This is a genomic window from Paenibacillus plantiphilus, assembly GCF_927798095.1.
GTDB classification, from domain to species: domain Bacteria; phylum Bacillota; class Bacilli; order Paenibacillales; family Paenibacillaceae; genus Paenibacillus_Z; species Paenibacillus_Z plantiphilus.
The window spans coordinates 103,836-127,262 of the sequence record NZ_CAKMMF010000007.1 but is presented as its reverse complement, the minus strand read 5'-3'; the positions used below and the strand labels follow the sequence as shown (position 1 = coordinate 127,262).

The window sequence follows — 23,427 nt, the reverse complement described above, 5'->3', positions numbered from 1 at the left end:
TTTCATTATATCAAATAAAAATTTACTTTCGATAAGGGGGTCCTTATGTTATATTAAAGATACCGATCGGTATCTTTTTTGAAATCTGCTTCATATAGAGACACGAGCAATGGGGACGAACAACCCAACAGTAGGAGGAGAATGGATGATGCGATTGAATCAGATGCTGGATGAAGCAAAAACACAATTTGTGGCCAAAACGCCCGTGGACGTTCACAACGAAATCTTCCGCTTGATTCGTGAGCAGCAGCAATCGGGCTTGGTGTACGGCTTGCAAGAGGGGCAGCAGGCGCAAGACTTTACCTTGAACAATTCGGCAGGCGTCCCTGTGAATCTGTTCGAGCTGCTTTCCCATGGGCCGGTCGTGTTAACCTTTTATCGCGGAGGGTGGTGTCCCTTCTGCAATATGCAGCTGCGGGCTTACCAAAGCATTTTGCCGGAAGTTGAAGCGCTCGGTGGTCAATTGATTGCTGTGAGCCCGCAAAGTCCGGACAATACGCTCTCCCAGCAAGAAAAGGAGGAGCTTCGCTTCCACGTCCTCAGCGACACGAATGGTCTGGCGGCCGCCCTCTATAATCTGCTGTACGACGTTCCGCCTTCTATACAGGAGATTATGACGAATCAATTCAAGCTGAATCTGATGGAATACAACGCCGCCAACCGCTGGATTCTTCCTTTTACTTCGACATTCATAATCGACAAGTCCGGCGTAATCCGCTTGGCTTATGTGAACCCGGATTTCATGCAGCGACTGGAACCCCAAGTCATTCTCGATCGATTAAAACAGCTCTAAGCTTGAAATCGCCAAATTTGAGGACCACGTCCGATGCCTATTCTTGTTCCCCTGCTCACATGTTGAAGCCAGGGACACCAAATAATCCCTGTCTCCGTATGAGATGGGGATTATTTGGACGTTGACTTAGTCAGACTGTTTTGCTGGAACCGCATTCCGTCGTGCCTTCCTTATTTTCGATCCGATATTACCCCGAATGTGGAGGCTTTAATATAGGTTTGCTTTTGTAATGACTTCAGTTGCTCTGTCGTTCCAGTTACTACGGCTCCAATAATTTTCACATCCCCTTTATCCAAAGCTCCATCTTCCCCCACTAATGATTGGTATACCTCGTCTGCTTCCCACTCGAAATTGTTACTTTCTCGAATGGTCCCTACCCGCTGCAAAAATTCATTCATTGTTTGTTTGCCCATGTCTCTCCTCCCTCCCCCATACAACGTTATGCTCAATAAAAAGTTTACAGGTTTAAAAAATATGTTATGCATGACTCAAGATTGCAATAAAACTAATTACCGAATAAGCTACCACCAAAATGGAAAGCATGCTTGACATTGATCGCGTTGCACGATATGCTCTTCTTGTGGAAAGCTAGCTTTCCATGAGGAGGGTGAACGCATTGAATAACCGTTTGGAAGAAATCCGCAAGCAACGCGGAATTAAGCAAGAGGAATTAGCAGCGGCGCTTGAAGTGTCAAGGCAAACAATCGGTTCGCTGGAAAACGGTCGTTATAACCCATCGATCCTTTTAGCGTTCAAGATTGCCCGTTTTTTCGGTATGAGTATCGAAGAAATCTTTATTTACGAGGAGGATGACAATGTATGAACAAAACGGTTTCGTCTTATTTGATTACCGTTGTAGGCGTAGCAATACTAGCAGTCGGTCTGTACTTCATCAAAACAATTGAAGATCCACAAGGTTTGCTGCGAGCGTTGCCTTATATCTGCGTTGGACTTGGCTCTGGCTTGTTCGGTCACGGTATGGGAGAAATAATGCTCCAATTCGCGAAGAAGCATGATCCCGCCGCCGCAAAGCAGCTAGAGATCGAGAAGAACGATGAGCGTAATCTGGCAATCGCTAATCGGGCAAAAGCGAAAGCATATGACATGATGGTTTTTGTGTTTGGAGCCTTGATTACAGCATTGGCCTTGATGGATATAGATTTAACAATGGTATTGCTATTGGTTTGTGCCTATACGTTTATCATTGGATATGGCGTTTATTACCGATTCAAGTACTTTAAAGAGATGTAATGAAATTCATGTACGCTCGGCCAGCTTAAATTCCCCTACTCGCTCATGTGAGGAAGTCAGTGAATGCCGAATAATCCCTGTCTCCATATGAGACGGGGATTATTCGACGTCGACTTAGTCATGCACACCGTCTTCTCTTGCCAAGCACACCCGTACCGCTCCACCGCGCGCTGGAACCTGTACGCGGCGCCGTTACATCAGCACACCACTTGATTTTTTGTCTTGGGAAGCATGTAGCTTTACCATCGCGAATCGTGCAATAGGTTGAATGACTGCAATCTCAGCGATCAATACAATTAAGAAATTTCTTGGCCAATTCGTTAAGAAGCTGCTAAAAATTTCAGAATGAAAGCCGTTCCCTATAATTTCACCAATAAGCGTCATAACGGCTGACATTCCTAGTACAGTGAATAAGATACGGAATAAAATCCGGGCATTGAAACTGTCCGTTGGTTCCGTAAACTTCCTGACCAATTTTTCTGCAAGGCGACCAATTAGGACTGGTTCAATAATCATGACAATAACCCAAAAAATCGGCAGTGATTTAAGAATCGTTAACACAGCGTCTTTATTGAATTCCCCAACAGCTAGAGTGACATTTAATGTCGTCATTAGCAGTACTGTCAGTGTACATATAATTGCACCGTACAATGCGCCCTCCTTCGCGTTTCTTGGCAATCTTGTTTCTTGATTCATTGTTTTCTTCCTTTCAAAAAAGCTAATTTCAGCCATGCTTTATTAAGCCCTCAATAAAAGCGGTAATCGCCTGGCAATCATTTTCAAAGGATCGGTTGATTTCTGCGTTAAACAAAGCATCATCGCACCTTCAATCGAAGCTGTCATCAACCATGCAATATCGGAAGCTGATTCATTCGAGAAGCCTTCAGTTACAAGCTTCTCACAGTAAATATGTTGAATGTTTTCATAAAGCGCACTGCATGCATGGCGGACAGGTTCGCTCACCGTAGCCATTTCACTGACAATGCTGCTGAATGTATATCCGGTAATCGTTCCGTCAGTTTCCAAGTTGTGAATTAACTTTTCAATTATCGCTTGTATGGCTTCCTTAGATAATGCATGCGCTCTGAAAATACCCTCAATATCTGTCATGATTTCTTCGTTCAAAGCCTGTAAGCAAGCAATTAACAGCTCTTCTTTGCCATTGGGAAAATGATGATAGAGCGCCCCTTTTGTAACGTTGCAGGCCCTTAAGATTTCACTCAGTCCTACACTTTTGTAGCCTTTTTGCTGAAAAAGGATTGTAGCAGTATCAATCATTAGCGATTTTGTATTCACATTCATGTATCCTCCCAACATACCAACCGGTCTGTTTGTTAGTATAACAAAATTGTCTTCACTGATGTAAGTAATTTTTTGTTCCCTAAGTCCACCGCGTAATACTTTCGCTCAGAGACTCTTAATATCCTGAGAAACTTCAAACAAGTCGTTGTTGAACTGATGCCCACGCCCGTCAAACTCGCGAATGATTGCCTGCGGAAATCTTTCTGCGTACAGATTCAGGTGAGTAAACGGCACTATTTCATCGTCACGGCTATGATAAAAGAAAGTAGGTTGTATATCGGAAAGGGTCGACACAACATCTTCATCCAAAGCAAATTCATCAACTTCCCAATCTTCAGTGCCCCAGTATATCCGATTCATGGAACTTCCTTATTTCCATTGCCACACCCTCTCCTCGCAACAAGACTTGTCATTCAATACTGTCTGTAACGGCAAGTTTTGAAGAAGACCATCCTTACTGCAAAGGATGGTCTTTTCTTTAGATATAAACACCACTGAACTATCATTCTTTATCCTGTCTGGTTCCCTTGGTTTTAGCATAAACAATTGAGCGTATTCTTTCCTCGCTCAGACCATATTTCGGGGCTAAGACTTCAATACCAATACCTGATTGAAATGAGACTTGAATTTCCAAATTTCGTATTTCGAGTTGTTGCCTTGCACCTGACTCACTCCCCCAACTCTTGCGTAACTTTTGCGGTATATACAAGTGAGTGCCATCAACGTACCTTTGAATTTCTTCTACCAGTTGCGCAGGAAGTATGTCTTTAGCGTTAACATATTTCTTCATAGGCCTCTGCTCCCGTCTCTACACTGATCTATGGAGCACGACCGTCCCGATAGGTGCTAATGAAAATCCTTCCGCACACAAGGCAATAATACTCAATAAATTCCTTGATGACATTCGTGTACCCACGTAGGATAGGTTCAACTGTTTCATGGACATTAACGTGCAACGGACGAATCGCTGGATCTCATAATAATGGCTTTGATCGTTTGCTTTAGGCCGAATATGTATACCGAGCGTATTCGTGCCTCTGTCTCGATTCACTTTATAATACGCAACACCATCAATCTCTCCATCTATATTGCATAGCTTAATAAATACATGCTCAGGGGTCACTTCAGAAAATTCATATCTGATATTCTCAGCAATATATCTCTCCCCATCTTCCTCAAGAATTTCTAAAATATTATCGATGTCAAAATCATTTGCTGGCAGTACCCTGTCAACTTCGAGATCCACGGGTGGTTGCCACTTAAAAAAATCATTCATCACAACCCATTGCGCATAGTATGGCTCTGGTTTAAATCCATAATTGACCCAAAAATCTATATCTGCATTATGAATTTGACCAGGCAATATTTCGGAATAACAGTAGACTGTATCTCCTCCATTGTGTTGAATATATGTATTGCATGCATTTATCAAAGGTTCTAATGATACCTCTGACCCCTCTTTAATTCCAAGCTTATGGATTGTGCCATTTCTCCCTTCTAACTCTAGGGTAGTTGTCAATATAGCGACAGTCTCTCCACCAGATTCAAGGACATATCCTTTGTTTATGGGATAAGACGAATCATCATTAGAAAAATACTGTTCTTTGCTGATAATCTTTTGACTGTAGTCAATAGAGAAATCATCCTTGATTTTTACACCGTTTCGTTTACCTCTTCTTATATGCTCATCCCACACAAGTTGGTTAAAGCTCTCGAAATCGTCATCCTCACAGAACTCCCTAACACGGTATTGCGATGACATGACTATCGCCTCCATCATCCTGTTATATTTTTCAGCTCTTACATACATCATGTCATTTATTATAAAAAAGTGAAAGATTCACTTTTTTTCAGACTTTTATTTAAATAATCAACCACTGCCCCTACAGCCTGAACAGAGTGCTAAAAAGAGCAGGCTTCCAAAAATCATGTAACACAATCAACTCACCAGAAAAGCCTGCCTGTATTTATGATACCGTTCACCGCATTGACTGAAGCGGCAAATTTTAGGGCCATCCTTAGCGGGATGGCCCTTTCTTTGAAAAATCACACTAACGTTTGCCGTTAATTCAACTTCTTGGTAAGGAGAATTTCCAATGGTTGAGTATCAAGTAATAGGCATCCAGCATCTTGATAGCCAAGCTTTCTATAAAAATGTTGTGCTCCTTCATCAGCCTGGGTGGATGTCATAACCATTTTGAAGCCCTTTTGTTTCATTTGTTCTTCCCAGAAGAGAACAACTTTATTTCCAACACCCGTGCCTCGAAATTGTTCATCTACCCAAATCATATTCATGAAAGGTATATTGTCCCAAAAATAACCGTACCTCATCCATCCGATATTACTTCCATCTCGGTTCCGTAGTATATATATTTCATTTTCCTTTATTTTTACCAGTATGAGGCTCTCTGAAATATGATGGTCACGGCCTCTTATGTATTCAAAGTCTGAATCATTTGCAAAAGAAATGTTCATTGCTAGTTCCCCCTTATGTCAAATAACACTTGAAACTATTATAACCCCCCCCCCTTTGCTTTGTTAAAGTAACTTTTTATTTACTATGTTTAGTTAAAGTGCCTACTCCCTTGAGTTGCCTCGTAGAGACTATTATACCTTTAGTGGGTAACGAGGCTGGTTGAAGGCGTTTCAGTATGAAAAAGCCAAAGAGACTTGGGGATGGGTAAAAGACGTTCCAAAAGCGCTTGTGGTCCTTATCGAGTTAGCAGAATTATTGGGTGCACTTGGAATCATACTGCCTCACGCGACGAATATCGCACCTGTGTTAACGCCAATTGCCGCAACCGGACTTGCCGTGATCGTCCTTTGTGGTGCCCTTTTCCATATTAAACGCAAGGAATATCGGGAAATCGGCGTGAATATCGTCTTCATCGCGATAGCTGTAATTGTTGCGAGCAGTCGTTTTTAAGCCGATGTTTTAATTTGGTTAGCAAATCGCAATCATGATCCTCCACCTGTTAGATCAATGGTTAACTACTTTTACTTGTAAGAGCAACTCACTTTGCTCATAAATTTGCCGTTATTTGTGATACGGTTCACCGTGGTGTATCTAAAGGAGATTTGAATGAATGTACAATAATTAGTTTCCAATTTTTTCATAAATAATATATAATAAAAATAGTATTTTATCGTGATTAAGGGAGGTTCTTTTCTTGTTTAACTTAGAACGTATAGAAAAACAAATTAATGATGAAAGAAAAACTGTCGACTATGACACACGTGAATTTACAATTGAAATCTGGGTTCAAAAATATGAAACAGGATTAGAAGCAGACAAAAATGAAATATATGTACCTGAATATCAGAGAGAATTTGTATGGGATGATGAAAAGCAATCCAAATTTATTGAATCCCTAATCCTAGGATTACCAATTCCTATATTATTTTTAGCTGAAAATTCAGATGGAAGATTAGAAATAGTGGATGGGTCTCAACGTATTCGCACTCTTGCTGCATTCTTAAATAATAAAATAAAACTGACCGATTTACAAAAGCTAAGTTATCTTAATAATCTTTGCTTTAAAGACTTGGATGCAACAAGACAGCGCAAGTTTAGGAATATTGCAGTTAGAACAATAGTTTTATCCGAGGATACTACTGATACAGTTAAAAATGATATGTTTGAGAGAATTAATCGAGGGAGTGAATTGCTTACTCGAATGGAAAGTCGAAAAGGGATCTATTGGGGACAATTTAGTGATTTTATATTTAAAGTGTGCGGAGAAAATGAGGATTTTAAAAAAGTAGCACCCGTTCATGAATCTTGGATTAAACGACAAGAACATGAAGAATTAATCTTAAGGTTTTTTGCATTGGTGGACTTATATCCAAATTATCCTGACTATCAAGGAATTGCAAGGACTTTAGATAACTATTTTATTAAGAAAAACAATACATTTTCTGATAAAGAAGCAAACGATAAAACACTAATCTTTACTAATATGATTTCTTTTGTAGAAAAACATTTTAAATATGGCTTTTCTAAAAATAGTTATCAACAAGTCTCTAGAGTATATTTTGAAGCTATATCGGTTGGAATAGCTTTAGCATTAAAGCAAAGACCCAACTTAAAGATTTCTGAAAATAAAATAAACTCTATCATAAATGATTCAACATTTAATAATATGATTTCTGGTAAGTATAAAACGCACACACCAGATAGATTATTACAAAGAATAAATTACATGAAAGATAGCCTTTTGGAGAATTCTTATATATGATTTATTCATATAATGATCTGCAAGAGATATTCAATGATAGAGTTGATTATATAGAAACCTACACAAGTTATATTGGAACGAATATAAATGATATCTCTGTAAAAAATAGTAACGTATTGAAATCAAACATATTTTTAATGCTGTATAATCTCTCAGAGTGTATTGTTAAAAGTACAATATTGCTATTACACGAACAAATTCTAAGTGAGTCTTTAAAGTTTTTAGATTTAAATGGAGCCATTAAATCAACTTATATTGACTTTCTAATCTGTAAAGATGGATTCAACAACATTAAAGATGATCAAAAATTGAATTTGCGAAATTTATACTGTACTCGTTTAGAATTTCATAATAATTTTATTACTGATTTCTCATATGCCGAATTCACTAAATATAGAAAAGGTCTTATTTCTGGAAATATAGATCACAGAGCTATTGTGAAGTTAGGGAATTTATATGGAATAGAAGAAGTAAAGAGAAATAGAGAAGAAGTTGAACTACTAAGAATTAAAACAATTAGAAATGATTTAGCGCACGGTAGTCTAAGCTATAAAGAATGCAGTAGAGATATTTTGTTTTCAAAAATAGTCGAACTAAAAGATAGTATCTTGGATTATTTTATACTCTACATGGAAAATACAAGAGACTATTTTTCTAACAAAAAATTTATGAGTACTTCAATTTTGGTACCAATTTAGTTATTTATTCAATAGCCAGTTGGCTATTTCAGTTCAAATCTCCTTTACTTATGATAAGGTTCACCATATCACAAGCAAGCCGAATATGCCTGCCTCCCAGCCCACAGCTACAAAAACACCCCCTCGACCCACGAGGAGGCGTTCACTTATATTGTTCGTAGAGCTGGCGAAATTTCTCCGAGGGCTGCAGGCCGAGCTCTTGACGCAGTAATTGTGTATAATGCTCACAATAATTGTGGAGGGACTGTCGATCTCCCATCGCTCCGAATATTTGCAGCAACAGAAGAGCTGACGCTTCTTCAAATTCATTGCGGGACACCAGTCTTCTCGCAATTCGCGCTGCTTCTCTATACCGCTTCACAGACAGCAGCCAGCTTGCAAGACGCTTCGCATAGGAATCGTATATAATTGCCAATCGCTCACGTTCTGCCGTTGCCCACACATAAGATTTGTCCTCTAGTAGCTCGCCTGCAAATAGCTTCTCCAGCTCTATTGCCGCCGCTTCATTAGCTGTATGGATTGCGGATAATCGCTCCACGCCCTGCTCGAACTGAATAAAATCGACATCTGCTTGATCCAGGTCTATCCGATACTGTTCCTGTGAGGACAGGATCATCTCTTTGCCCCCATGCAGCGACAACGCTTTTCTAAGCTGATAGACCGCCGTATTGAGATACGTCTCCGCATTCTTGAGAGGCATCTCAGGGAAAATATCCGCCAGAATCCGGACTTTGGCTACACTTCGTCCTCGATGAACGAGCAAATACGCGAACAACTCCATGCTTTTCTTGGAAATCCATTTCACTGCACCCGCTTCCTTGCTGCTGGCCTCAAGGCAACCAAGTCCCCGAACCGTCAGCCGATGAGGCGTGAGGTCTCCATGGCTTCCAGCACCAGAAGGAGCAACGCTGCGTCTTCCCGCCGCTCTAGCGATCGTCTGAGCCAAGCGCTGTCTGGAAATCGGCTTAACCATATAGTCCAATGGATAAACGTCATAAGCGTGAATCGCATAGTCCGCATGGGAGGTTGTAAAAACGATGTCAAGATTAGCGCGAATCGAGCGCAAGCTGCGGGCCAGCTCTAATCCATCGTCCGCAGCGATCTGGATGTCCAGAAATGCGAGATCCACATCGTCCCTACCCCGAACGAAGTCCAGCGCCTCCGCCGCATTCCGGAAGCTTCCTGCAAGCTCCACATCCTCCATATTCGACAGCAGCCGCTTCATCGCAAGCAGCATGGCAGGCTCATCGTCTACGATGATGACTCTCATCACTCTGCTCCGCCTCTCACAGTGAAGTGAAATACGCTTCCTTGTCCTGCTTTGCTCTCCGCCCATAATCTCCCGCCGCTTAGCTCTACGAACTGTCGGCTTACAAGCAATCCAAGTCCCGCTCCCTTCTCTCCCAAGGTGCCGGCCGATGAGTGGAGCTCCTTCTCAGCAAATAGCTGACGAACCCGCTCCTCTTCCATACCCGTCCCGTTATCGCGGACCGAAACGGTCACCATATCTCCCGATAACTGGGCATCTATCTGGATTGAACCACCCAATCCAGTAAACTTGATAGCATTGGATAACAAATTACGGATAATGAGTCCAAGTGCTTCCCGGTCAGCGTACACCTGAGTACCTGAGGCAATCGTATGATTCACTGTTATATGTTTAGCCTCACTTTTAATATGCAGCATATGACGGCAATCCTCCACAACCTCAGACAGCTCCAGCACCTGTGGACGAAGCGCCATATCTTCCCTCTGGCTGCGAAACCACTCCAACAAATTATTCGCCATCCCGAGTGTATTGCGAATCTGATCGCCTAACGTCACAATGATTTCCCGGTGATCAGGATCAAGACGATCTCTGTCTTCTTCCAGCAATTCAATAAGCTGATACTGCAGCGCCAGTGGACTGCGAATATCGTGCGACACGATCGTAAACAGCTGATCCTTCAACTGGTTGAGCTGTGCAATCTGCTCCATATGCCGCTGTTTCTCTGTAATATCGACGATAAGAGAAATGCTGCCCTGTCCCTTCTTGCGCAGTACTCGTAACGGATACACGTTCACACTGTATATTTTTCTTTCTCCATCCAACCAGGCATCAATCTCTACGCGTCCCTGCTGCATAGACTTGCACAGCTTATGCCACTCCGGCCAAGGCTCCAATAGCTCCGCCACATTCCGGCCATTAATAGCCGCATAGCCCATCTCCGCAAACCATTTGGAAGCCTGTTTATTGCTGTCGATGATCTTGCCTGACGCATTCGCGATCACAATACTTTCCTGAAGCGTATCAAGTACAATATTTCTGGCAATCGGAACCGTTGAGAAAAATTTAATCCGCAGTGTAATAACCAGCATCAATGTACCTGTAAATCCACAATAAACCGACAAAGGAAGCAGCCAGGACGACCACTCAGGATTCATGAGCTTGGCAATCTCCAGAACAAGCGGAAATGAGCTCAGAATAAGAATCAACATCCCCGGCTTACGAAAATCGTTGCGGATATTCCATACATACTGAAATAGAAAATAAAGACATGCAGCGACCACAGAGTAACAAGTGATCGAGAAAGCGGCCGAATAGACGGTCCTCGTCGTCATTAAATGTCCGTTATCGAGCTCAATGGTGCGATAGATCATATGAAGCACAGGGTCCAGCCACGACAGCAGCGACCAGAGAGCAAATACCGTGAAAAGCATGATTTTCCAGCGAGATTTCAATAACTTGTCGCGGCCGATCAACTGATACACGAATAGGAGAAAGAAAGGCACCATTAAATTAAGCGCCGTAACCTGAATATTGCGAAAAAACAGCTTTTCCACGAATAAATAGCTGCTTTTCTCCAGAATGATACTGCTTGAGTAAATCATCCGACACACGACCATGCCGATGAGGTAACCTACTCCACGTTCCCTTCTAAACCCATATATAGTGAATAAAATGATGCCCGTCATGATGACGGAAGCAATCATTAAGACAAGCTCTACAGTGGAATTCATGATGCATATCCCTTTATGTCTGGCGTAAGATGATGACTAGCTTTATATTATCGCTTCTCTCAATATAGTATACGAAACCATGAGGTGCAAGGCGTGGCATTCCATATTTCGACAAAAAAACGGCTGGCCGGTGATGTCATTTAGAATGACATCACCGGCCAGCCTGAAGCTGCATTTATAGGCTACTCCCTTGATTTGCCCGGCATCTCGTCAAGAGCATGCCACAGCCGCAATAATATCGTTGCCGCTTCGGCCCTTGTTGCTGGCTGAGATGGGCTGAATTGATTCCCTTCACGTCCATTCAACAATCCTCGCTCTGCAGCGGCATAAACGTATCCTTTTGCCCAATTCGGAATATCGGCATCATCAGCAAAGGAGGTTATTTGTCCTTGTTCAATATTCCACTTCATGACCCTTACCATCATGGCAGCCATCTCTGACCGATTCACAGTCTGCAGCGGGCGGAGTGAACCGTCCGGGTAACCCTGCAATATGCCAATCTCTACCGCATCGCTAACCGTAGTTGTTGCCCACGCGGGGATCTCATCCTGATCGGTGAAGGATAGCTTGTCCGCAGCAGCGCCAGGAGTAACTCCTAGTGTGCGAAGCAGCATAGCCGCAAATTCTACTCGTGTAACGAGTCCTTGCGGAGTAAATTCCGTCTCCGAGGTGCCATTTACAATCCCTTTTCCTGCGGCTTCACAAATGTGTTGCTCTGCCCAATGACCCTTGATGTCACGAAACGTACAAGCTGGACCTTCCCCTTGCGATGGTACACGCTCTGTCTGACGGTGAATCGTCAGGCTGTAGGTCTTGACCGTGCCGTTCTCCGCTTTGACGATCAACTCGAATACATTGTCCCCCTCAGTAAGAGCGACTGTTTTCCCTCCAACAAGTGTTGCTTCTCCTAGAGTTAGAGTGGCTTTGCCATCGGACGAAGCTGCTTCTATCGATATCTCTGCTGCCGATGTTTCAACTCGATAGCTTGTCGTTTCTGCTGCAAATATCGGCGATAACTTCAGTTCATCTCCGCCAGCTTTCACGACAAGCTGTTTGAGATTCGAATTACTAGATAGCTGAACGCTGCCGCTCCCCGCGCTTCTCGCTTTCACTTGTATCGTGCGCGTCACGGGTACTGCAGCATTCCCTGCGCTATCCTGCGCATCATATTGCAAGGTATAAGTGCCTGGAACCTGATTGTCTACGTTCCCTGTAGTCGTAACCGGTAAATTCCCCTCCAAGCTGTCGGCAGCTGTCGCACCAGCATCAACAAAGGGATCACCGGCTGTAAGAACGATTGAAGCAGCACCCGCAAGTGCAATAACCGGAGGCTGCGTATCCACCGTAAACGAATACTCTACCGAGAAGCTGCCCGTATTGCCTGCTGCATCCGTTGCGCTCACGCTCACCGTATGCGCTCCTTCGGTCAATACAGCGCTTGGGGTCCATGACCAGCTGCCGTTGCCTGCTGCCGTTACCGTTGCTGCAGCGTTCCCATCCAGCCTGATCGTCACTATTGTTCCTGCTTCCGCTGTTCCACTGATCGTCGGCGTGCTCGTATTCGCCGCCAGCCCGTTCGCTGGTGTTAGGAATACAGGTGCCACGGGCGGGGTCCCATCGATAATAAAGCTTGCACGCGCTGCATCGAGATTATTATGGTATACATTTCTCACCACATTCCCGGCTACCACTACTTCATACTCCCCATCTTCCACTGTACCGTTCAAACTTAGGGTGAATTCGTGTGCAAGCGGATCAAAGCTTGCCGTATAGTCTGTAAATGCTGCGCCATCCTTCTCCATGCTGATGAGCGGCAGTGCATTCCCTGCATTTATCTGGGCTCCTCCTACAATCCAATATACCGCCTCGTAGACAGACACGGTAACCGTTGCAGGCGGTATATGAAACAGTTGACCATGCGTAAAATTGCCAAATGCGGCAACCGGCTTGGTCGTATCATACTGGACAAGCAATGTGTTGGACTGCGGATTAGCATTGCCCACGGCATCCGTAACAGCCCCTGCCGCTACGGTTACCTTCACTGCTTGTCCGCTGGTCGCCGGGCTAACGGTAGCCGAATACGTCGTCGAGGTTACAGTTGCCACATTCGATACGGTTCCATTCTCGATCTCAATATCATTCTCCGTAAAGCCCTGAACCACCTCACTAAAGACGATGGTTACGGGGAAAGGTGCGTTGACGGCGGCGCCTCCAGCGCTGGAAACGGCTGCCGTCGGTGCGATTGTATCCACTGTAAACGCACGTGCTGCCGAAGCAGCGCTCGAATTCCCTGCTGCGTCTGTCGCTCGCGCCTGCACCGTGTGCGCGCCTTCGCTCAGCGCTGATGACGGCACCCATGTCCAGTCCCCGCTTGCACCCGTCGTTGCCATTCCCGCCGCACTGCCGTCCAGCACAATCGCCACCGTGCTTCCAGTATCAGCCGTTCCACTGATCACAGGCATAGACAGCCCCAGCGCCTGTCCCGCTGTCGGGCTCGTGATGATCGGCACAGACGGCGCGGTTGTATCCTGCACGTCGAATAAGAATGTTTGCTGTTGTGCATGTCCGGCTACCGTATCCTCCGCCGTAATACTCAGTGTATACGTTCCTTCCGGATAGCGTTGATCATCGATCGTCGTTTGCCAGTCAAATGTTTCCTTGTCGCCTGTAGCTGGCATTTCATATACATGATCGGTCACGATTGCATCCGTATCATTTTGTATCACGATGCTAATCTTCAACGGCTCGCCGATGCTTCCATCCCGGACATGACCCGAAACCTGAAGCACATTGCCCGCCGGCTCTGTGTTATAAGTAGTGGAAATAGGCTCGACCCTTAACACAGGCGAGAATGTCTTCAAATATGGGGTGCTGAGCCCTTCCTCAATGCCCCAAATCGTCGAGCTCCAGCCTCCTAAAGTAATCATATCCTTCATATCAGATTTCTGAAGGGCCCCGCCCGCTCCAGGCTTTGTTCCCAAAGTGGTCAGACCCGGATTATCCGTTGCATTCCAATATGAATTGTTGATCGTATAGGAGAAAATACTACCACTATCACCAATCAGGCCCCCGATGTGTCCGGTTCCGGGAGCCTTAATCAACGTCCCCGACGCATAGCTGTTCGTAATCGTATCTCCGTAATACCCTATCAGCCCTCCTACAGAGCTATCAGGATGGCTAGCTTCAATGCGGCCAGTTGCATAGCTGTTGGATATGCCCCCTGCCCACTTAAATCCAACCAGCCCCCCAGCTTTATTTTGGTTGCCAGTCACTTTCACATCGCCGGTTGCATAGCTTTGTGTGACGCTGGAGCCATTGGCCCCAGTTAATCCCCCTGCCTGACCGAAATCGCCGTTTATATGAACATGCGCGTCGCTGTTGGACACAATATTGCTCGATATCCCTGTTAAACCTCCAGCGGAATAACCTTTGCCGGTAATTGTGCCGCTCACAGAAACACGATCCACTGTGGTCCAAGCTTCGGTAGCCCCTGCCAATCCACCAACGTTGGCATTTGAACCACGGCTCGTAATATTCACATTCTCCAACCGCATATTTTTGATCGTTGTTGTGGTGGAACCTGCGTCAGCGGATTGAGCGAACCCAAACAAACCTACCCTATCCGCGGATGAATCGATGGTCAGGTTGCTGATCGTATAGTGACCGCCATCAAAGTTCCCGCCAAAAGGGCTGCTTGAAGTTCCGATCGGTACCCAGTTTGCTATCGGGGACAGATCGATGTCTGCTCCAAGCTTGTAGTGCTTGGACAACAAGCTGCTGCCTCGGATGTTATCCAGATCCTCCGCCGTCAGAATGACGTAGGGATTCCCGGGATTGCCATCCCCCCCGCCGCTGAAAGTATAAGCGGCCTCGGCTCGTAATGGCCAAGCACCCAAAAAAGGCATTCCCGCAAGCAAAACGATTAATAATATGGCTAACTGCTTTTTCAACATTTCATCCCCATTTCTGCTCCTGTATTCACCTTGGCGGGCCACCGCGCCCACGAACGAAATCGATGACCTTTAAAACAATATAACAGAGCCCAATGAAAGAATAATGAAAGATATCCTTTGGCCTTGAATTCATCCTAATAAACAAGCCCCTTACCCTCAGTTTTAGGGGAAGGGGCTTCTAAGATTCAAGAAGACAATATATTTTCAATGCAGTCATCACAAATTTTATATGATTTTGGTTTTCTACTTACTAGCTCAACGTAACCCTCTTGAACTAAATAATCCATAACTTTGTTAATAATATGTCTGGATTTATTGGACAATTCCATTAAATCTTGTACAGATAAAATGATATTATCCGTTACAAATACATGCATGCTAACTATAAAATATAATAGGTCTCTTTCATCTTTATAATTGTTCCATCTATCGCTTATAATATATTCATTGATTCTCTCCAGCTTCATTAAGTTAATTTCGAGATCCTCAATAATACCCCTTTGTCCAGCAGAGAGTAATTCCAGCATATGAATTAAATAAAAAGTCATATCTCCTCGATTTAAAGGAGAAGCTATTTCCTCTAATGCCTTATAATATTTTGCTTTGTCTCTATTCACAGCATAAGAAAATGTTATAGCTGAATACTTCTCTAAATAACGAGATAAATAACTCCCCACAATCAATCGCCCTGTTCGTCCATTGCCATCATAGAATGGATGAATATATTCATAATAATAATGAGCAACCATATACCGATATAGTGGAGGATGTGATTCATTTTGCAAATAATTCACAAGTGCTGCTAATGCCTCAATAATTTTTTTTTCAGAGCTTACACCAATATGAGTGGTAACATGACCATTATTTATTTCAACATGCCCACTTCTAAATAATTCACCGTCTGGATTATCTTCTGATTTAATTTCATCTGCTACCAAATTATCATATAAGCCTCTAAAATCTTGAACATTCTCGAAAGACCCAATTTGATCTATATAGCGATACGTTTTCATTAAGCCTTTAAATCTCTTATTTTTAGGCTCTGGTTTTCCCACCTCATTAAGAGCTTCTTGCAGTTCCTTTTTTGTACTGCGAATTCCTTCGATTTCGTTATTACTTTGGGCCTCATTAATAATTAGCTTATCAAAATAAGGTTTTACTACAAAATCAGGAAGTTTACTAATGAGCAATGAAATTTTGGAACTATTCAATAACACCTCATTATTTAAATTCATTAAGTCATACGTATTTACATAAAACAATTCAAATGATTCTGTAGTATGCTGTCCTTTTCTAAAACCCCTGATCATTAATGCTGTCAGATAGCCGCCATAACTATCTTTTCTTTTATTTAATTCCCTATCAAAAGACTCATGATCCAATTTATAATAAAGTTTAGATAACTTTTCATACTTCACAAAGATCACCCTTCTATTTTTAAAAATTGGACGTTTTTTAAATTATATACCCATTATATCCTCATTTCAAATGAAGTATTCTAAATGGGGCCTCTAACAATGCGCCAGCCCCCGCTTCCTCAAACACTATTCCGATTGACCAGGAATATCTCGAAATAAATTTTCAGATATCATACCGTCACGCATAATTGCAGCCTGTACATCAACAGCCACCTCCGCTTTGACGAACTCATCATCCCAATGCGACTTCACTATCTTGAAGGTTTGATAGTGGTCGCCCATCAATTTCTCGCCGAACCCAAATATATCGACGCCGTATTTCTTCTGTACCTTGGCTACCGTCGCTTCCACATGGCTCTGAATCGCCTTCTCCGTCAGCTTTCGTATTTGTTCGAATCCGGAAATCTTACTTAGCCTGATTGATTCGCATTGGTTCTCGCTAACGGCCCCTTCGACATTGATGCTAATTTTGACCTTAGGACGATTATCGATATAATCTACGTTTAGCTGTGTTGTTGATCTCCCGATTCGTATTTGTGCATACTGGTCTTCTCCGCATTGTACCGTTAATGACGTGTCCTTGATCCGATCTTGGATCCATAGTAAGTCCCGAGTTTCTTCCGTGTTCAAAAATCCGACTAGCTTGGCCCTGCGCATAACAGCCGTCCCGTCGATAACCAATTCGGTAGGCGAATCAGTGCTCTTCCCGGCGTCCACAGATTGCTGCTGCTTCGATGGAAGCTTCATCGTAACGGACGACATTACCGGCTGCCGGCCTTCCGATGTAATGGCCGCAATGAATTGCTTCAAATTCGTGTTCGGTGAGCCTCCCCAATTCGCCTCAACCGAATCAAGACCTCTGCGGAGCTTCACAGTGGATACCCTGATCTCAGGGAAGTAGAGCTTTGAAAATTCCGATGCGGCTACTCGGTGAGAAACAACCAGTTGAATATCGTTTCGAATGTCCTTCATCGATTCAAGAAACTCGAAAAAAAGAAGGCCCTTATCCGTTGCAAGCAGCTTGGCGTCCAAAATAAGCAGCATCATATGGCTTAGCTCCAGCTTACGGGCCGTCTTCCGCTCGATTCGGCCGAAAGCTTCGTCCATCGTATTCCCTTCTGCGTCGATGGAGTACGTTGGCGTGCTTCCTGTGGCACGAGAGGATGCGAACTCCAGCGCATTAATCATCTGTAAATATACATGGTAATTTGCTCCATCTCCGGTAGTCACGGACATGCTGCTTACGATGACGTACTCGTTAGCCGAGCGCATATCCCAGCAGCCAGCTCCAACCAGGCTGAGCATACCAAGTATAAGCACAATAGCCATTTGTCGAACCATTCTTCCTATCATGTCGATGGATCCTCATTCTTAAGCGAGAATCGTACCAGCATATCCCTCTGCTGCCTCCATCGAAACGGAGCAAATGGCTTGAGATAGGGAACGCCAAACGAGTGCAAGCTCGCCAAATGGATGACCAGGGCAACCAAGCCTAAGAAGATGCCATAAATACCTAGTACCGAACTAAGCAACAGCAGGCCGAATCGGATGATTCGAACGGTATTGCTAAATTCATAATGAGGCGTGACCAATCCGCACAACTCTGTTGAAGCGACAACGATCAGAATAATATTCGATACGATTCCGGCTTGGACAGCCGCTTCGCCGAGTATAATTGCCCCGGCTAGAGGAACGGCTTGGCCGATACTTTTCGGCACTCGAGTGCCAGCCTCTCTAAGCACCTCGAATATGAGCGTCATCGCAATAAGCATAAATCCGACCGGAAAGGGCGAGCCTTGTTCTTGTCCACTGATGGAGTAAAGCAAAGTGGTCGGAATCATCTGCGAATGATAATTGATGACGCAGAGATAGAACGCAGGCAGAAACAAAGAGATTAGAAAAGCAGTATGCCGCAGCAGCCGGATCAAATTAGCCAGAATGGGCCGAAAGTAATAGTCGCCAGCGGATATGAAATAATTCCCGTATACCGCCGGGCCAATGAGAACATATGGGCTGCCGTCCACAATGACTGCACAGCGGCCTTCCACCAGCATGGACGCCACCGTATCCGGTCTCTCCACATCCAGCACTGTCGGGAAAAACCAGGAGCCCTTGTCTCCAATCAACTCCTCTACATTCCCGGAATCATAGATTGCTCTCACCTTGATCGCTGTCAGTCGCCGGCGGAACTCGGACACAAGGGATGGGGCAGCCGCGTTCTCCAAATAGACTAAGCTAATTGAAGTACGGGTCTCTTCTCCTGCTGTGAACGGCTCGATTCGAAGAAGCGGATTTCGCAGTCGCCGCCTTAGCAATGAGATGTTCGTATCCATCGCTTCCGTAAATGCATCATCAGACCCGCGGTTGACACGCTGCGACTTCGGTTCTTCGATCGATCGAGCCGCTATGCCGCCAATCTCGATACATAACGCCTTATCGACGCCTTCAGCCAAGAGGATCGCGTCGCCAGCCAACATTCGCTCGGCTGCTTCACGAATGGTTGCTGCATAGACAAAAGGCAGCACGCCTAGCCTTTCTTGTCTCATTTGTTCCAGCTGCGGGAATTGAAGAGGGCTGTTTCCTTGCGAAGCCTCTTCCATAAGCGGAACGAGCAGCTTATCCGACATCGTCTTGGGATCACCCATCGTTTTGAGTATGCATATGAATCCATTCGCCGAACCGATTCGGATCGCCGTAGACTGAAAGTCAGGCGGATTCCCGAACAGCTCGCGCAATTGAAGCAGTGTTTGCTTCGGATCTGTAGGGAGCGCGGAAGTAAATCGGCTCTCTTGCTTGCATTCATTCCATCCTGCCTTCATAGTGACCCACCTTTCTTAACGATGTCTGGCTCTTTTCACTCCCAGTATGATGAATAGCGCTAAAGGAATAATAAGCTGCATCGGAATATGGATGAACATAGGTACGAACGATAGTCCTTCAAGGGTATGCTCTGCAAACGTATCTGCTATTTTGATCGAAAATATAGCTGCCAGGCACGCAATAGGAAATGCAGCCGTGCGGTAGGGTACCCGAAACAAATGCTCGATTCCTTTAAGCGCACCGAACAGGAATAGAGACACCTTCACAAGAATCGTAATCAACATTACGAAGACAACGGCCATCTCCATCCGTTCGAAGAAATAACCGAATGAAACGTCCCGCACCGTAACCAGGAAAGGAAAGTTCGCACGCTCCTTCATCTGTACACCAAGCGATGCCGTCTCCAGAACTGCCGTACCTGCCAGAATCAATCCAGAAATGCCGATGGCGAAGCTGGATGCTTTTCCCACGCGAGAGGCTGGCGCTGTATAGTGCATGAATACGAGACAAACGATCAATTCGCCGAAAGGAAACGTGATTAGCGTTGGGAAGATAGCAGACAACACAGGCATCAGTCCATCCCCCAGCACCGGCTTCAAATAAAAGAACTGATAATCCCGGTCGATCAGAATCAACAGGAACAGGACGAGGATAATGCCCATAATAATTGGGAAAAAGAATTCGGCCGTTCTGAGAATAACGCCGAACCCTAGCCATATCATATAAGCAATGACCATCGAGAATGAAAATGCAAGCACCTCGATTGGCGTATTCTCAAGCACTGCGCTCGATATCAATTCGAGAAAGTCGCGCATGACTCTCGCCGCAACGTATAGAAAATAAACGACATACATAGCGATGATAAAGCTCCCGAGCCAACGCCCAAACGATAATCGAACAAGCTCGAACAAGTCATAGGAAGGCTGTCTAGTTTGCAGCATTCGATAAAATCCGAATAGACCCCATCCGATTACGGTGGCTGCTGCGATCGCGATCCAGGCATTCTGCTTAGCCGACGATCCCACATTCATAACGATGGCGCTTCCCAGATCGAACAATATGATGACTGCGAATAGCTGCACGGGCGAGACAACAAATTTCGCCTCCTTCATTTCGCTACCTCCTGTCGACTAATTCTGGTTCCTCACGGCAATCCCGCGCCAATCTCTCCAAATGCAATAGGATAGTCCAACGATATATATGGCGATTTGGAAATAATTGCTATGCAGTGAAAACACCATGGTCTCATTCTTCTCCAAACCGATCGTGTCAATCAGATAGATGAACGCAAACATGACACAAGTAATCATTAAAAAAACAGCTGTAAGCAGATGGATTCATCTCTCTTTCATGGTAAATGATGTTTATCTCATTGTCCCTCAATGGATCATCGATTATGCAGAGTGATGTCCTAGCTTGCGCCGATATGATTCTCCACGTGTTGACCACGTAAAAGAGGGTATCCTCAAAGCCTTGAATGGCTAAGGGACACCCTCTTCTTCATGGGAAAACGATGTGCAACTGGTGCACTGCTTTGTGGACAAATCATTCAACTCAAATGGTGTCGAGTATATTTCTAAGTCCATCCATGTTACATACGATAATTTTCTTCTGATCATTGCGTATCAATTGCTCGCTTTGTAAGTCAAGCAATAATTTTGTCACTGTTTCGCGTGCCGTTCCCGTCATATCAGCCAAGTGCTGATGCGTCAGCTTCAAATCAATTAACATACCATCCGCAGAAGGTACGCCATGCTGTTCCGTTAGTCGCAGCAGCATACGAGCAATACGCGTGCGCACGTCGAGAATGGTCAAGTCCGTTATTAATTTATTGGCATCACGCAGACGATCTAAAGCTGTTCCCAAAATGCCGATAAGGATTTCAGGCTTGCTTTTTACTAAAGGAATGAAATGACGTTTTTTCAAAATGCATAAGGCAGACTTCTCGATTGTCCTCGCAGAAGCAGAGCGCACTCTTTCCTTCTGCAGCAAAGCCATCTCTCCAAAGTAATCACCCTCTCTAAAAATAGAAAGAATCACATCCCTGGAGTGGTTATCTTGATAAATTTGAATAACTCCAGATATAACCAGATAAAGCTCATCACCTTCATCGCCTTCAAAGAAGATCGATTCGCCTTTTGAATACATGCGCTCGCTGCATAAGTTAGAAATTTCAGCTAAATATTCTTCATCAAGATGCTCGAAAAGCGGGAAATCTCGTAATAACTGCGGATTCATCTTCAGAGCCCTCCAGTACAAGCAATAGTTGTATGTTAATCATAACATACAAGCCCGACCATTGAGCCTGATCACCACGGTCGTATGCAGGGATACTTATGAAGAAATTAGCAGAGAGGCTCTAGCATCAAATATTTATTGACATATAGTTCTTTCCTTCAATAAAACCAAGACTTTCATACACCGGTTTGGCCATATCAGACGAATGCAGCAGAATTTTTCTAATTCCTTGTGACTTCAAATCGTCTATTGCTTCCCTGACAAGTTTGGATGCCATACCTTGACGGCGGTAATTTGGGATTGTGAAAACAGTAGTCATGTATGCAACCAATCCAGAAGGATTATCAAATCGTGGCGCCAATCGACATAAGCAAAAACATACTGAGGATACAACTACTCCATCATCATCAGCAACCCATACAACGAGTGACTTGTCTGACAATGAGGAATCAAAGTAGTTTCTAAATGTTTCATCCATACTACTGTTGTCCTCATGACCTAGCAATATCTTGCGAAATTTAATTAACTGCGGTATATCGGCTGTAATAGCTTTTCGAAACAGCACGATTGACTTTCCTCCCTGTTATGAGTTCCCACAGTCGATAACAGCGCATTTACGGAATCTTCAACGTGTAGACGTTGGCTCCTCCTTCTGGCGCTACATTAAAATAGGCGCTACCGCCTGCTGCGCCGGGAAACTTGATGCCATAGGTGATACCGCCTACACCATCCTTCACGCCCTCAACCTCGACTACGCTTGGAATCGGGATATCCAGCGCTATCGGTTTATTCATAATGCCGATATTGGCCGCAACAACAACATTATTGACTCTCACCGTTACGACATCACCGTCTTCGGCAGCAAAGTCCCATATGAGCATACGACTGGAAGTCGTGCCTTGTTTCATCTCAATTTCAAAATCCCTTGATAACAATTCTATGCCCTCATCCGTGGTTGCCAGCTTTGTGCCCGCTTGCATCCCATTGCCAATGCCATTGGACATCACATCCCGCATCGAGAAGCTTGACCCGTCGCCTAGCACGATAGATGCCGCTATCGCCAGTATTGCTGTGAGCCCAATCCAAAATCGATGCTTCTTGGCCGCCTTCGATGCCTGATCTACCGGTTCTACGATTTCCGAAACAGGCACAACGTAAGGTACTTGCGGTTCATAGCGCTGCTGCTTGTCCCCTTGCAACTCTTGCGATTCGAGCTGTTGATTGTTATTTCGCTCCTTGTCATGACGTCCATTATATTCCATTCGAAATCCCCCCTTGCAAGGCTCTTTATCTTAATTTTCCCTTTGCACAATCGGATTTTTCCAATACAACAAAGACATCAATAGTCGAATCACAACAAACCCAATCAGCGCAAGCGCAATAGCCCATCCTTTGGAGTATAGAGCCTCATCCGCCCATTTGTTCAAGATGACGGTAGCAATATTTATGGCTATGCTCGTATAAATACACATTTGAAGCAGCGGCAGTAAGATCGTAATCTTGCGGTACGGCTTTCCAAAAAAACGGCTGCGCGTTGCCACATACACTAGAAAAGAAATAATGGCAATTCCAAAAAATGGCGCGGATGCTACCGGTATTTCGAACTTTACTATGTTCATTGCACTGCTATACATCATTAAGGGCAGTAGCAGCGTTACTGGAATCATTATAATCATTATTGGATGATACACTATGGCAACCAACCATCTCACGGAG

At 44.3% G+C, this 23,427-nt stretch carries 24 protein-coding genes; 6 read left to right on the top strand and 18 right to left on the bottom strand.

Features of this window, described 5'->3' with window-relative positions:
- Positions 1-145 precede the first annotated feature (145 nt).
- Positions 146-793 carry a peroxiredoxin-like family protein gene (locus L6H65_RS08230; protein WP_236340018.1) on the top strand — a complete coding sequence of 216 codons (648 nt, stop codon included), beginning with the start codon at positions 146-148 and terminating at the stop codon, positions 791-793.
- 170 nt (positions 794-963) lie between these two features.
- Here L6H65_RS08230 and L6H65_RS08225 read toward each other — a convergent pair whose 3' ends face one another.
- On the bottom strand, positions 964-1,206 hold the full coding sequence (locus L6H65_RS08225; protein ID WP_236340017.1) for an anti sigma factor C-terminal domain-containing protein: 243 nt from the start codon (positions 1,204-1,206) through the stop codon (positions 964-966).
- Between the two features lie 203 nt (positions 1,207-1,409).
- Here L6H65_RS08225 and L6H65_RS08220 point away from each other — a divergent pair, with 203 nt between their 5' ends.
- Both L6H65_RS08220 and L6H65_RS08215 read left to right on the top strand, forming a co-directional pair.
- Positions 1,410-1,616, top strand: coding sequence for a helix-turn-helix transcriptional regulator (locus tag L6H65_RS08220; RefSeq protein ID WP_236340016.1), 207 nt, complete (start codon positions 1,410-1,412; stop codon positions 1,614-1,616).
- Positions 1,613-2,044 (top strand): hypothetical protein, encoded by a 432-nt coding sequence (locus L6H65_RS08215; RefSeq protein WP_236340015.1) that lies wholly within the window; start codon positions 1,613-1,615, stop codon positions 2,042-2,044. The genes L6H65_RS08220 and L6H65_RS08215 overlap by 4 nt, the downstream gene beginning before the upstream one ends.
- 192 nt (positions 2,045-2,236) lie before the next feature.
- Here L6H65_RS08215 and L6H65_RS08210 read toward each other — a convergent pair whose 3' ends face one another.
- The 6 genes from L6H65_RS08210 to L6H65_RS08185 all read right to left on the bottom strand — a co-directional run bounded on the left by L6H65_RS08210 (position 2,237) and on the right by L6H65_RS08185 (position 5,821).
- Positions 2,237-2,776 (bottom strand): DUF2798 domain-containing protein, encoded by a 540-nt coding sequence (locus L6H65_RS08210; protein ID WP_236340014.1) that lies wholly within the window; start codon positions 2,774-2,776, stop codon positions 2,237-2,239.
- A 6-nt stretch (positions 2,777-2,782) separates the two neighbouring features.
- On the bottom strand, positions 2,783-3,340 hold the full coding sequence (locus L6H65_RS08205) for a TetR/AcrR family transcriptional regulator (protein ID WP_236340013.1): 558 nt from the start codon (positions 3,338-3,340) through the stop codon (positions 2,783-2,785).
- 111 nt (positions 3,341-3,451) lie between these two features.
- Positions 3,452-3,706: an alpha/beta fold hydrolase gene (locus L6H65_RS08200; RefSeq protein ID WP_236340012.1), complete on the bottom strand. Its 255-nt coding sequence runs from the start codon at positions 3,704-3,706 to the stop codon at positions 3,452-3,454.
- Between the two features lie 142 nt (positions 3,707-3,848).
- Positions 3,849-4,136: a CD3324 family protein gene (locus tag L6H65_RS08195; protein WP_236340011.1), complete on the bottom strand. Its 288-nt coding sequence runs from the start codon at positions 4,134-4,136 to the stop codon at positions 3,849-3,851.
- An 18-nt stretch (positions 4,137-4,154) separates the two neighbouring features.
- Entirely contained in the window at positions 4,155-5,108 is a 954-nt protein-coding gene (locus tag L6H65_RS08190; RefSeq protein ID WP_236340010.1) for a hypothetical protein, read from the bottom strand.
- Positions 5,109-5,410: 302 nt separating this feature from the next.
- Positions 5,411-5,821: a GNAT family N-acetyltransferase gene (locus L6H65_RS08185; RefSeq protein WP_236340009.1), complete on the bottom strand. Its 411-nt coding sequence runs from the start codon at positions 5,819-5,821 to the stop codon at positions 5,411-5,413.
- 160 nt (positions 5,822-5,981) lie between these two features.
- Here L6H65_RS08185 and L6H65_RS08180 point away from each other — a divergent pair, with 160 nt between their 5' ends.
- From L6H65_RS08180 to L6H65_RS08170, 3 genes are all read left to right on the top strand, one after another.
- Complete coding sequence (locus L6H65_RS08180; protein WP_236340008.1) at positions 5,982-6,272, top strand: DoxX family protein; 291 nt, start codon at positions 5,982-5,984, stop codon at positions 6,270-6,272.
- Positions 6,273-6,516: 244 nt separating this feature from the next.
- Positions 6,517-7,584, top strand: coding sequence for a DUF262 domain-containing protein (locus L6H65_RS08175; protein ID WP_236340007.1), 1,068 nt, complete (start codon positions 6,517-6,519; stop codon positions 7,582-7,584).
- Positions 7,581-8,282 carry an MAE_28990/MAE_18760 family HEPN-like nuclease gene (locus L6H65_RS08170; RefSeq protein WP_236340006.1) on the top strand — a complete coding sequence of 234 codons (702 nt, stop codon included), beginning with the start codon at positions 7,581-7,583 and terminating at the stop codon, positions 8,280-8,282. Before L6H65_RS08175 ends, L6H65_RS08170 begins: the two co-directional genes overlap by 4 nt.
- A gap of 142 nt (positions 8,283-8,424) precedes the next feature.
- Here the strand turns inward: L6H65_RS08170 and L6H65_RS08165 are convergent, their stop codons facing one another.
- The 11 genes from L6H65_RS08165 to L6H65_RS08115 form a co-directional block, all read right to left on the bottom strand.
- Positions 8,425-9,552 carry a response regulator gene (locus L6H65_RS08165; RefSeq protein ID WP_236340134.1) on the bottom strand — a complete coding sequence of 376 codons (1,128 nt, stop codon included), beginning with the start codon at positions 9,550-9,552 and terminating at the stop codon, positions 8,425-8,427.
- Positions 9,552-11,282, bottom strand: coding sequence for a sensor histidine kinase (locus tag L6H65_RS08160; protein ID WP_236340005.1), 1,731 nt, complete (start codon positions 11,280-11,282; stop codon positions 9,552-9,554). Before L6H65_RS08160 ends, L6H65_RS08165 begins: the two co-directional genes overlap by 1 nt.
- 182 nt (positions 11,283-11,464) lie before the next feature.
- Entirely contained in the window at positions 11,465-15,235 is a 3,771-nt protein-coding gene (locus L6H65_RS08155) for an S-layer homology domain-containing protein (protein WP_236340004.1), read from the bottom strand.
- A gap of 185 nt (positions 15,236-15,420) precedes the next feature.
- On the bottom strand, positions 15,421-16,653 hold the full coding sequence (locus tag L6H65_RS08150) for a Fic family protein (protein ID WP_236340003.1): 1,233 nt from the start codon (positions 16,651-16,653) through the stop codon (positions 15,421-15,423).
- A 126-nt stretch (positions 16,654-16,779) separates the two neighbouring features.
- Positions 16,780-18,006 carry a Ger(x)C family spore germination protein gene (locus tag L6H65_RS08145; RefSeq protein WP_236340002.1) on the bottom strand — a complete coding sequence of 409 codons (1,227 nt, stop codon included), beginning with the start codon at positions 18,004-18,006 and terminating at the stop codon, positions 16,780-16,782.
- Positions 18,003-19,472 (bottom strand): spore germination protein, encoded by a 1,470-nt coding sequence (locus L6H65_RS08140; RefSeq protein ID WP_236340001.1) that lies wholly within the window; start codon positions 19,470-19,472, stop codon positions 18,003-18,005. Before L6H65_RS08140 ends, L6H65_RS08145 begins: the two co-directional genes overlap by 4 nt.
- Before the next feature lie 15 nt (positions 19,473-19,487).
- Positions 19,488-20,585 (bottom strand): GerAB/ArcD/ProY family transporter, encoded by a 1,098-nt coding sequence (locus L6H65_RS08135; RefSeq protein WP_236340000.1) that lies wholly within the window; start codon positions 20,583-20,585, stop codon positions 19,488-19,490.
- Between the two features lie 442 nt (positions 20,586-21,027).
- Positions 21,028-21,711: a Crp/Fnr family transcriptional regulator gene (locus tag L6H65_RS08130; RefSeq protein WP_236339999.1), complete on the bottom strand. Its 684-nt coding sequence runs from the start codon at positions 21,709-21,711 to the stop codon at positions 21,028-21,030.
- A gap of 127 nt (positions 21,712-21,838) precedes the next feature.
- Positions 21,839-22,276 carry a GNAT family N-acetyltransferase gene (locus tag L6H65_RS08125; RefSeq protein WP_236339998.1) on the bottom strand — a complete coding sequence of 146 codons (438 nt, stop codon included), beginning with the start codon at positions 22,274-22,276 and terminating at the stop codon, positions 21,839-21,841.
- Between the two features lie 49 nt (positions 22,277-22,325).
- Positions 22,326-22,973, bottom strand: coding sequence for a hypothetical protein (locus tag L6H65_RS08120; protein WP_236339997.1), 648 nt, complete (start codon positions 22,971-22,973; stop codon positions 22,326-22,328).
- Positions 22,974-23,003: 30 nt separating this feature from the next.
- Positions 23,004-23,423, bottom strand: coding sequence for a hypothetical protein (locus tag L6H65_RS08115; protein WP_236339996.1), 420 nt, complete (start codon positions 23,421-23,423; stop codon positions 23,004-23,006).
- Between the last annotated feature and the right edge of the window lie 4 nt (positions 23,424-23,427).

Coding starts and splice junctions, on each gene's coding strand:
- L6H65_RS08185 (WP_236340009.1), bottom strand. CDS start 5,821: ATGAACATTTCTTTTGCAAATGATTCAGACTTTGAATACATAAGAGGC.
- L6H65_RS08170 (WP_236340006.1), top strand. CDS start 7,581: ATGATTTATTCATATAATGATCTGCAAGAGATATTCAATGATAGAGTT.
- L6H65_RS08215 (WP_236340015.1), top strand. CDS start 1,613: ATGAACAAAACGGTTTCGTCTTATTTGATTACCGTTGTAGGCGTAGCA.
- L6H65_RS08230 (WP_236340018.1), top strand. CDS start 146: ATGATGCGATTGAATCAGATGCTGGATGAAGCAAAAACACAATTTGTG.
- L6H65_RS08160 (WP_236340005.1), bottom strand. CDS start 11,282: ATGAATTCCACTGTAGAGCTTGTCTTAATGATTGCTTCCGTCATCATG.
- L6H65_RS08190 (WP_236340010.1), bottom strand. CDS start 5,108: ATGTCATCGCAATACCGTGTTAGGGAGTTCTGTGAGGATGACGATTTC.
- L6H65_RS08135 (WP_236340000.1), bottom strand. CDS start 20,585: ATGAAGGAGGCGAAATTTGTTGTCTCGCCCGTGCAGCTATTCGCAGTC.
- L6H65_RS08225 (WP_236340017.1), bottom strand. CDS start 1,206: ATGGGCAAACAAACAATGAATGAATTTTTGCAGCGGGTAGGGACCATT.
- L6H65_RS08145 (WP_236340002.1), bottom strand. CDS start 18,006: ATGATAGGAAGAATGGTTCGACAAATGGCTATTGTGCTTATACTTGGT.
- L6H65_RS08200 (WP_236340012.1), bottom strand. CDS start 3,706: ATGAATCGGATATACTGGGGCACTGAAGATTGGGAAGTTGATGAATTT.
- L6H65_RS08210 (WP_236340014.1), bottom strand. CDS start 2,776: ATGGCTGAAATTAGCTTTTTTGAAAGGAAGAAAACAATGAATCAAGAA.
- L6H65_RS08165 (WP_236340134.1), bottom strand. CDS start 9,552: ATGAGAGTCATCATCGTAGACGATGAGCCTGCCATGCTGCTTGCGATG.
- L6H65_RS08140 (WP_236340001.1), bottom strand. CDS start 19,472: ATGAAGGCAGGATGGAATGAATGCAAGCAAGAGAGCCGATTTACTTCC.
- L6H65_RS08130 (WP_236339999.1), bottom strand. CDS start 21,711: ATGAATCCGCAGTTATTACGAGATTTCCCGCTTTTCGAGCATCTTGAT.
- L6H65_RS08155 (WP_236340004.1), bottom strand. CDS start 15,235: ATGTTGAAAAAGCAGTTAGCCATATTATTAATCGTTTTGCTTGCGGGA.
- L6H65_RS08120 (WP_236339997.1), bottom strand. CDS start 22,973: ATGGAATATAATGGACGTCATGACAAGGAGCGAAATAACAATCAACAG.
- L6H65_RS08195 (WP_236340011.1), bottom strand. CDS start 4,136: ATGAAGAAATATGTTAACGCTAAAGACATACTTCCTGCGCAACTGGTA.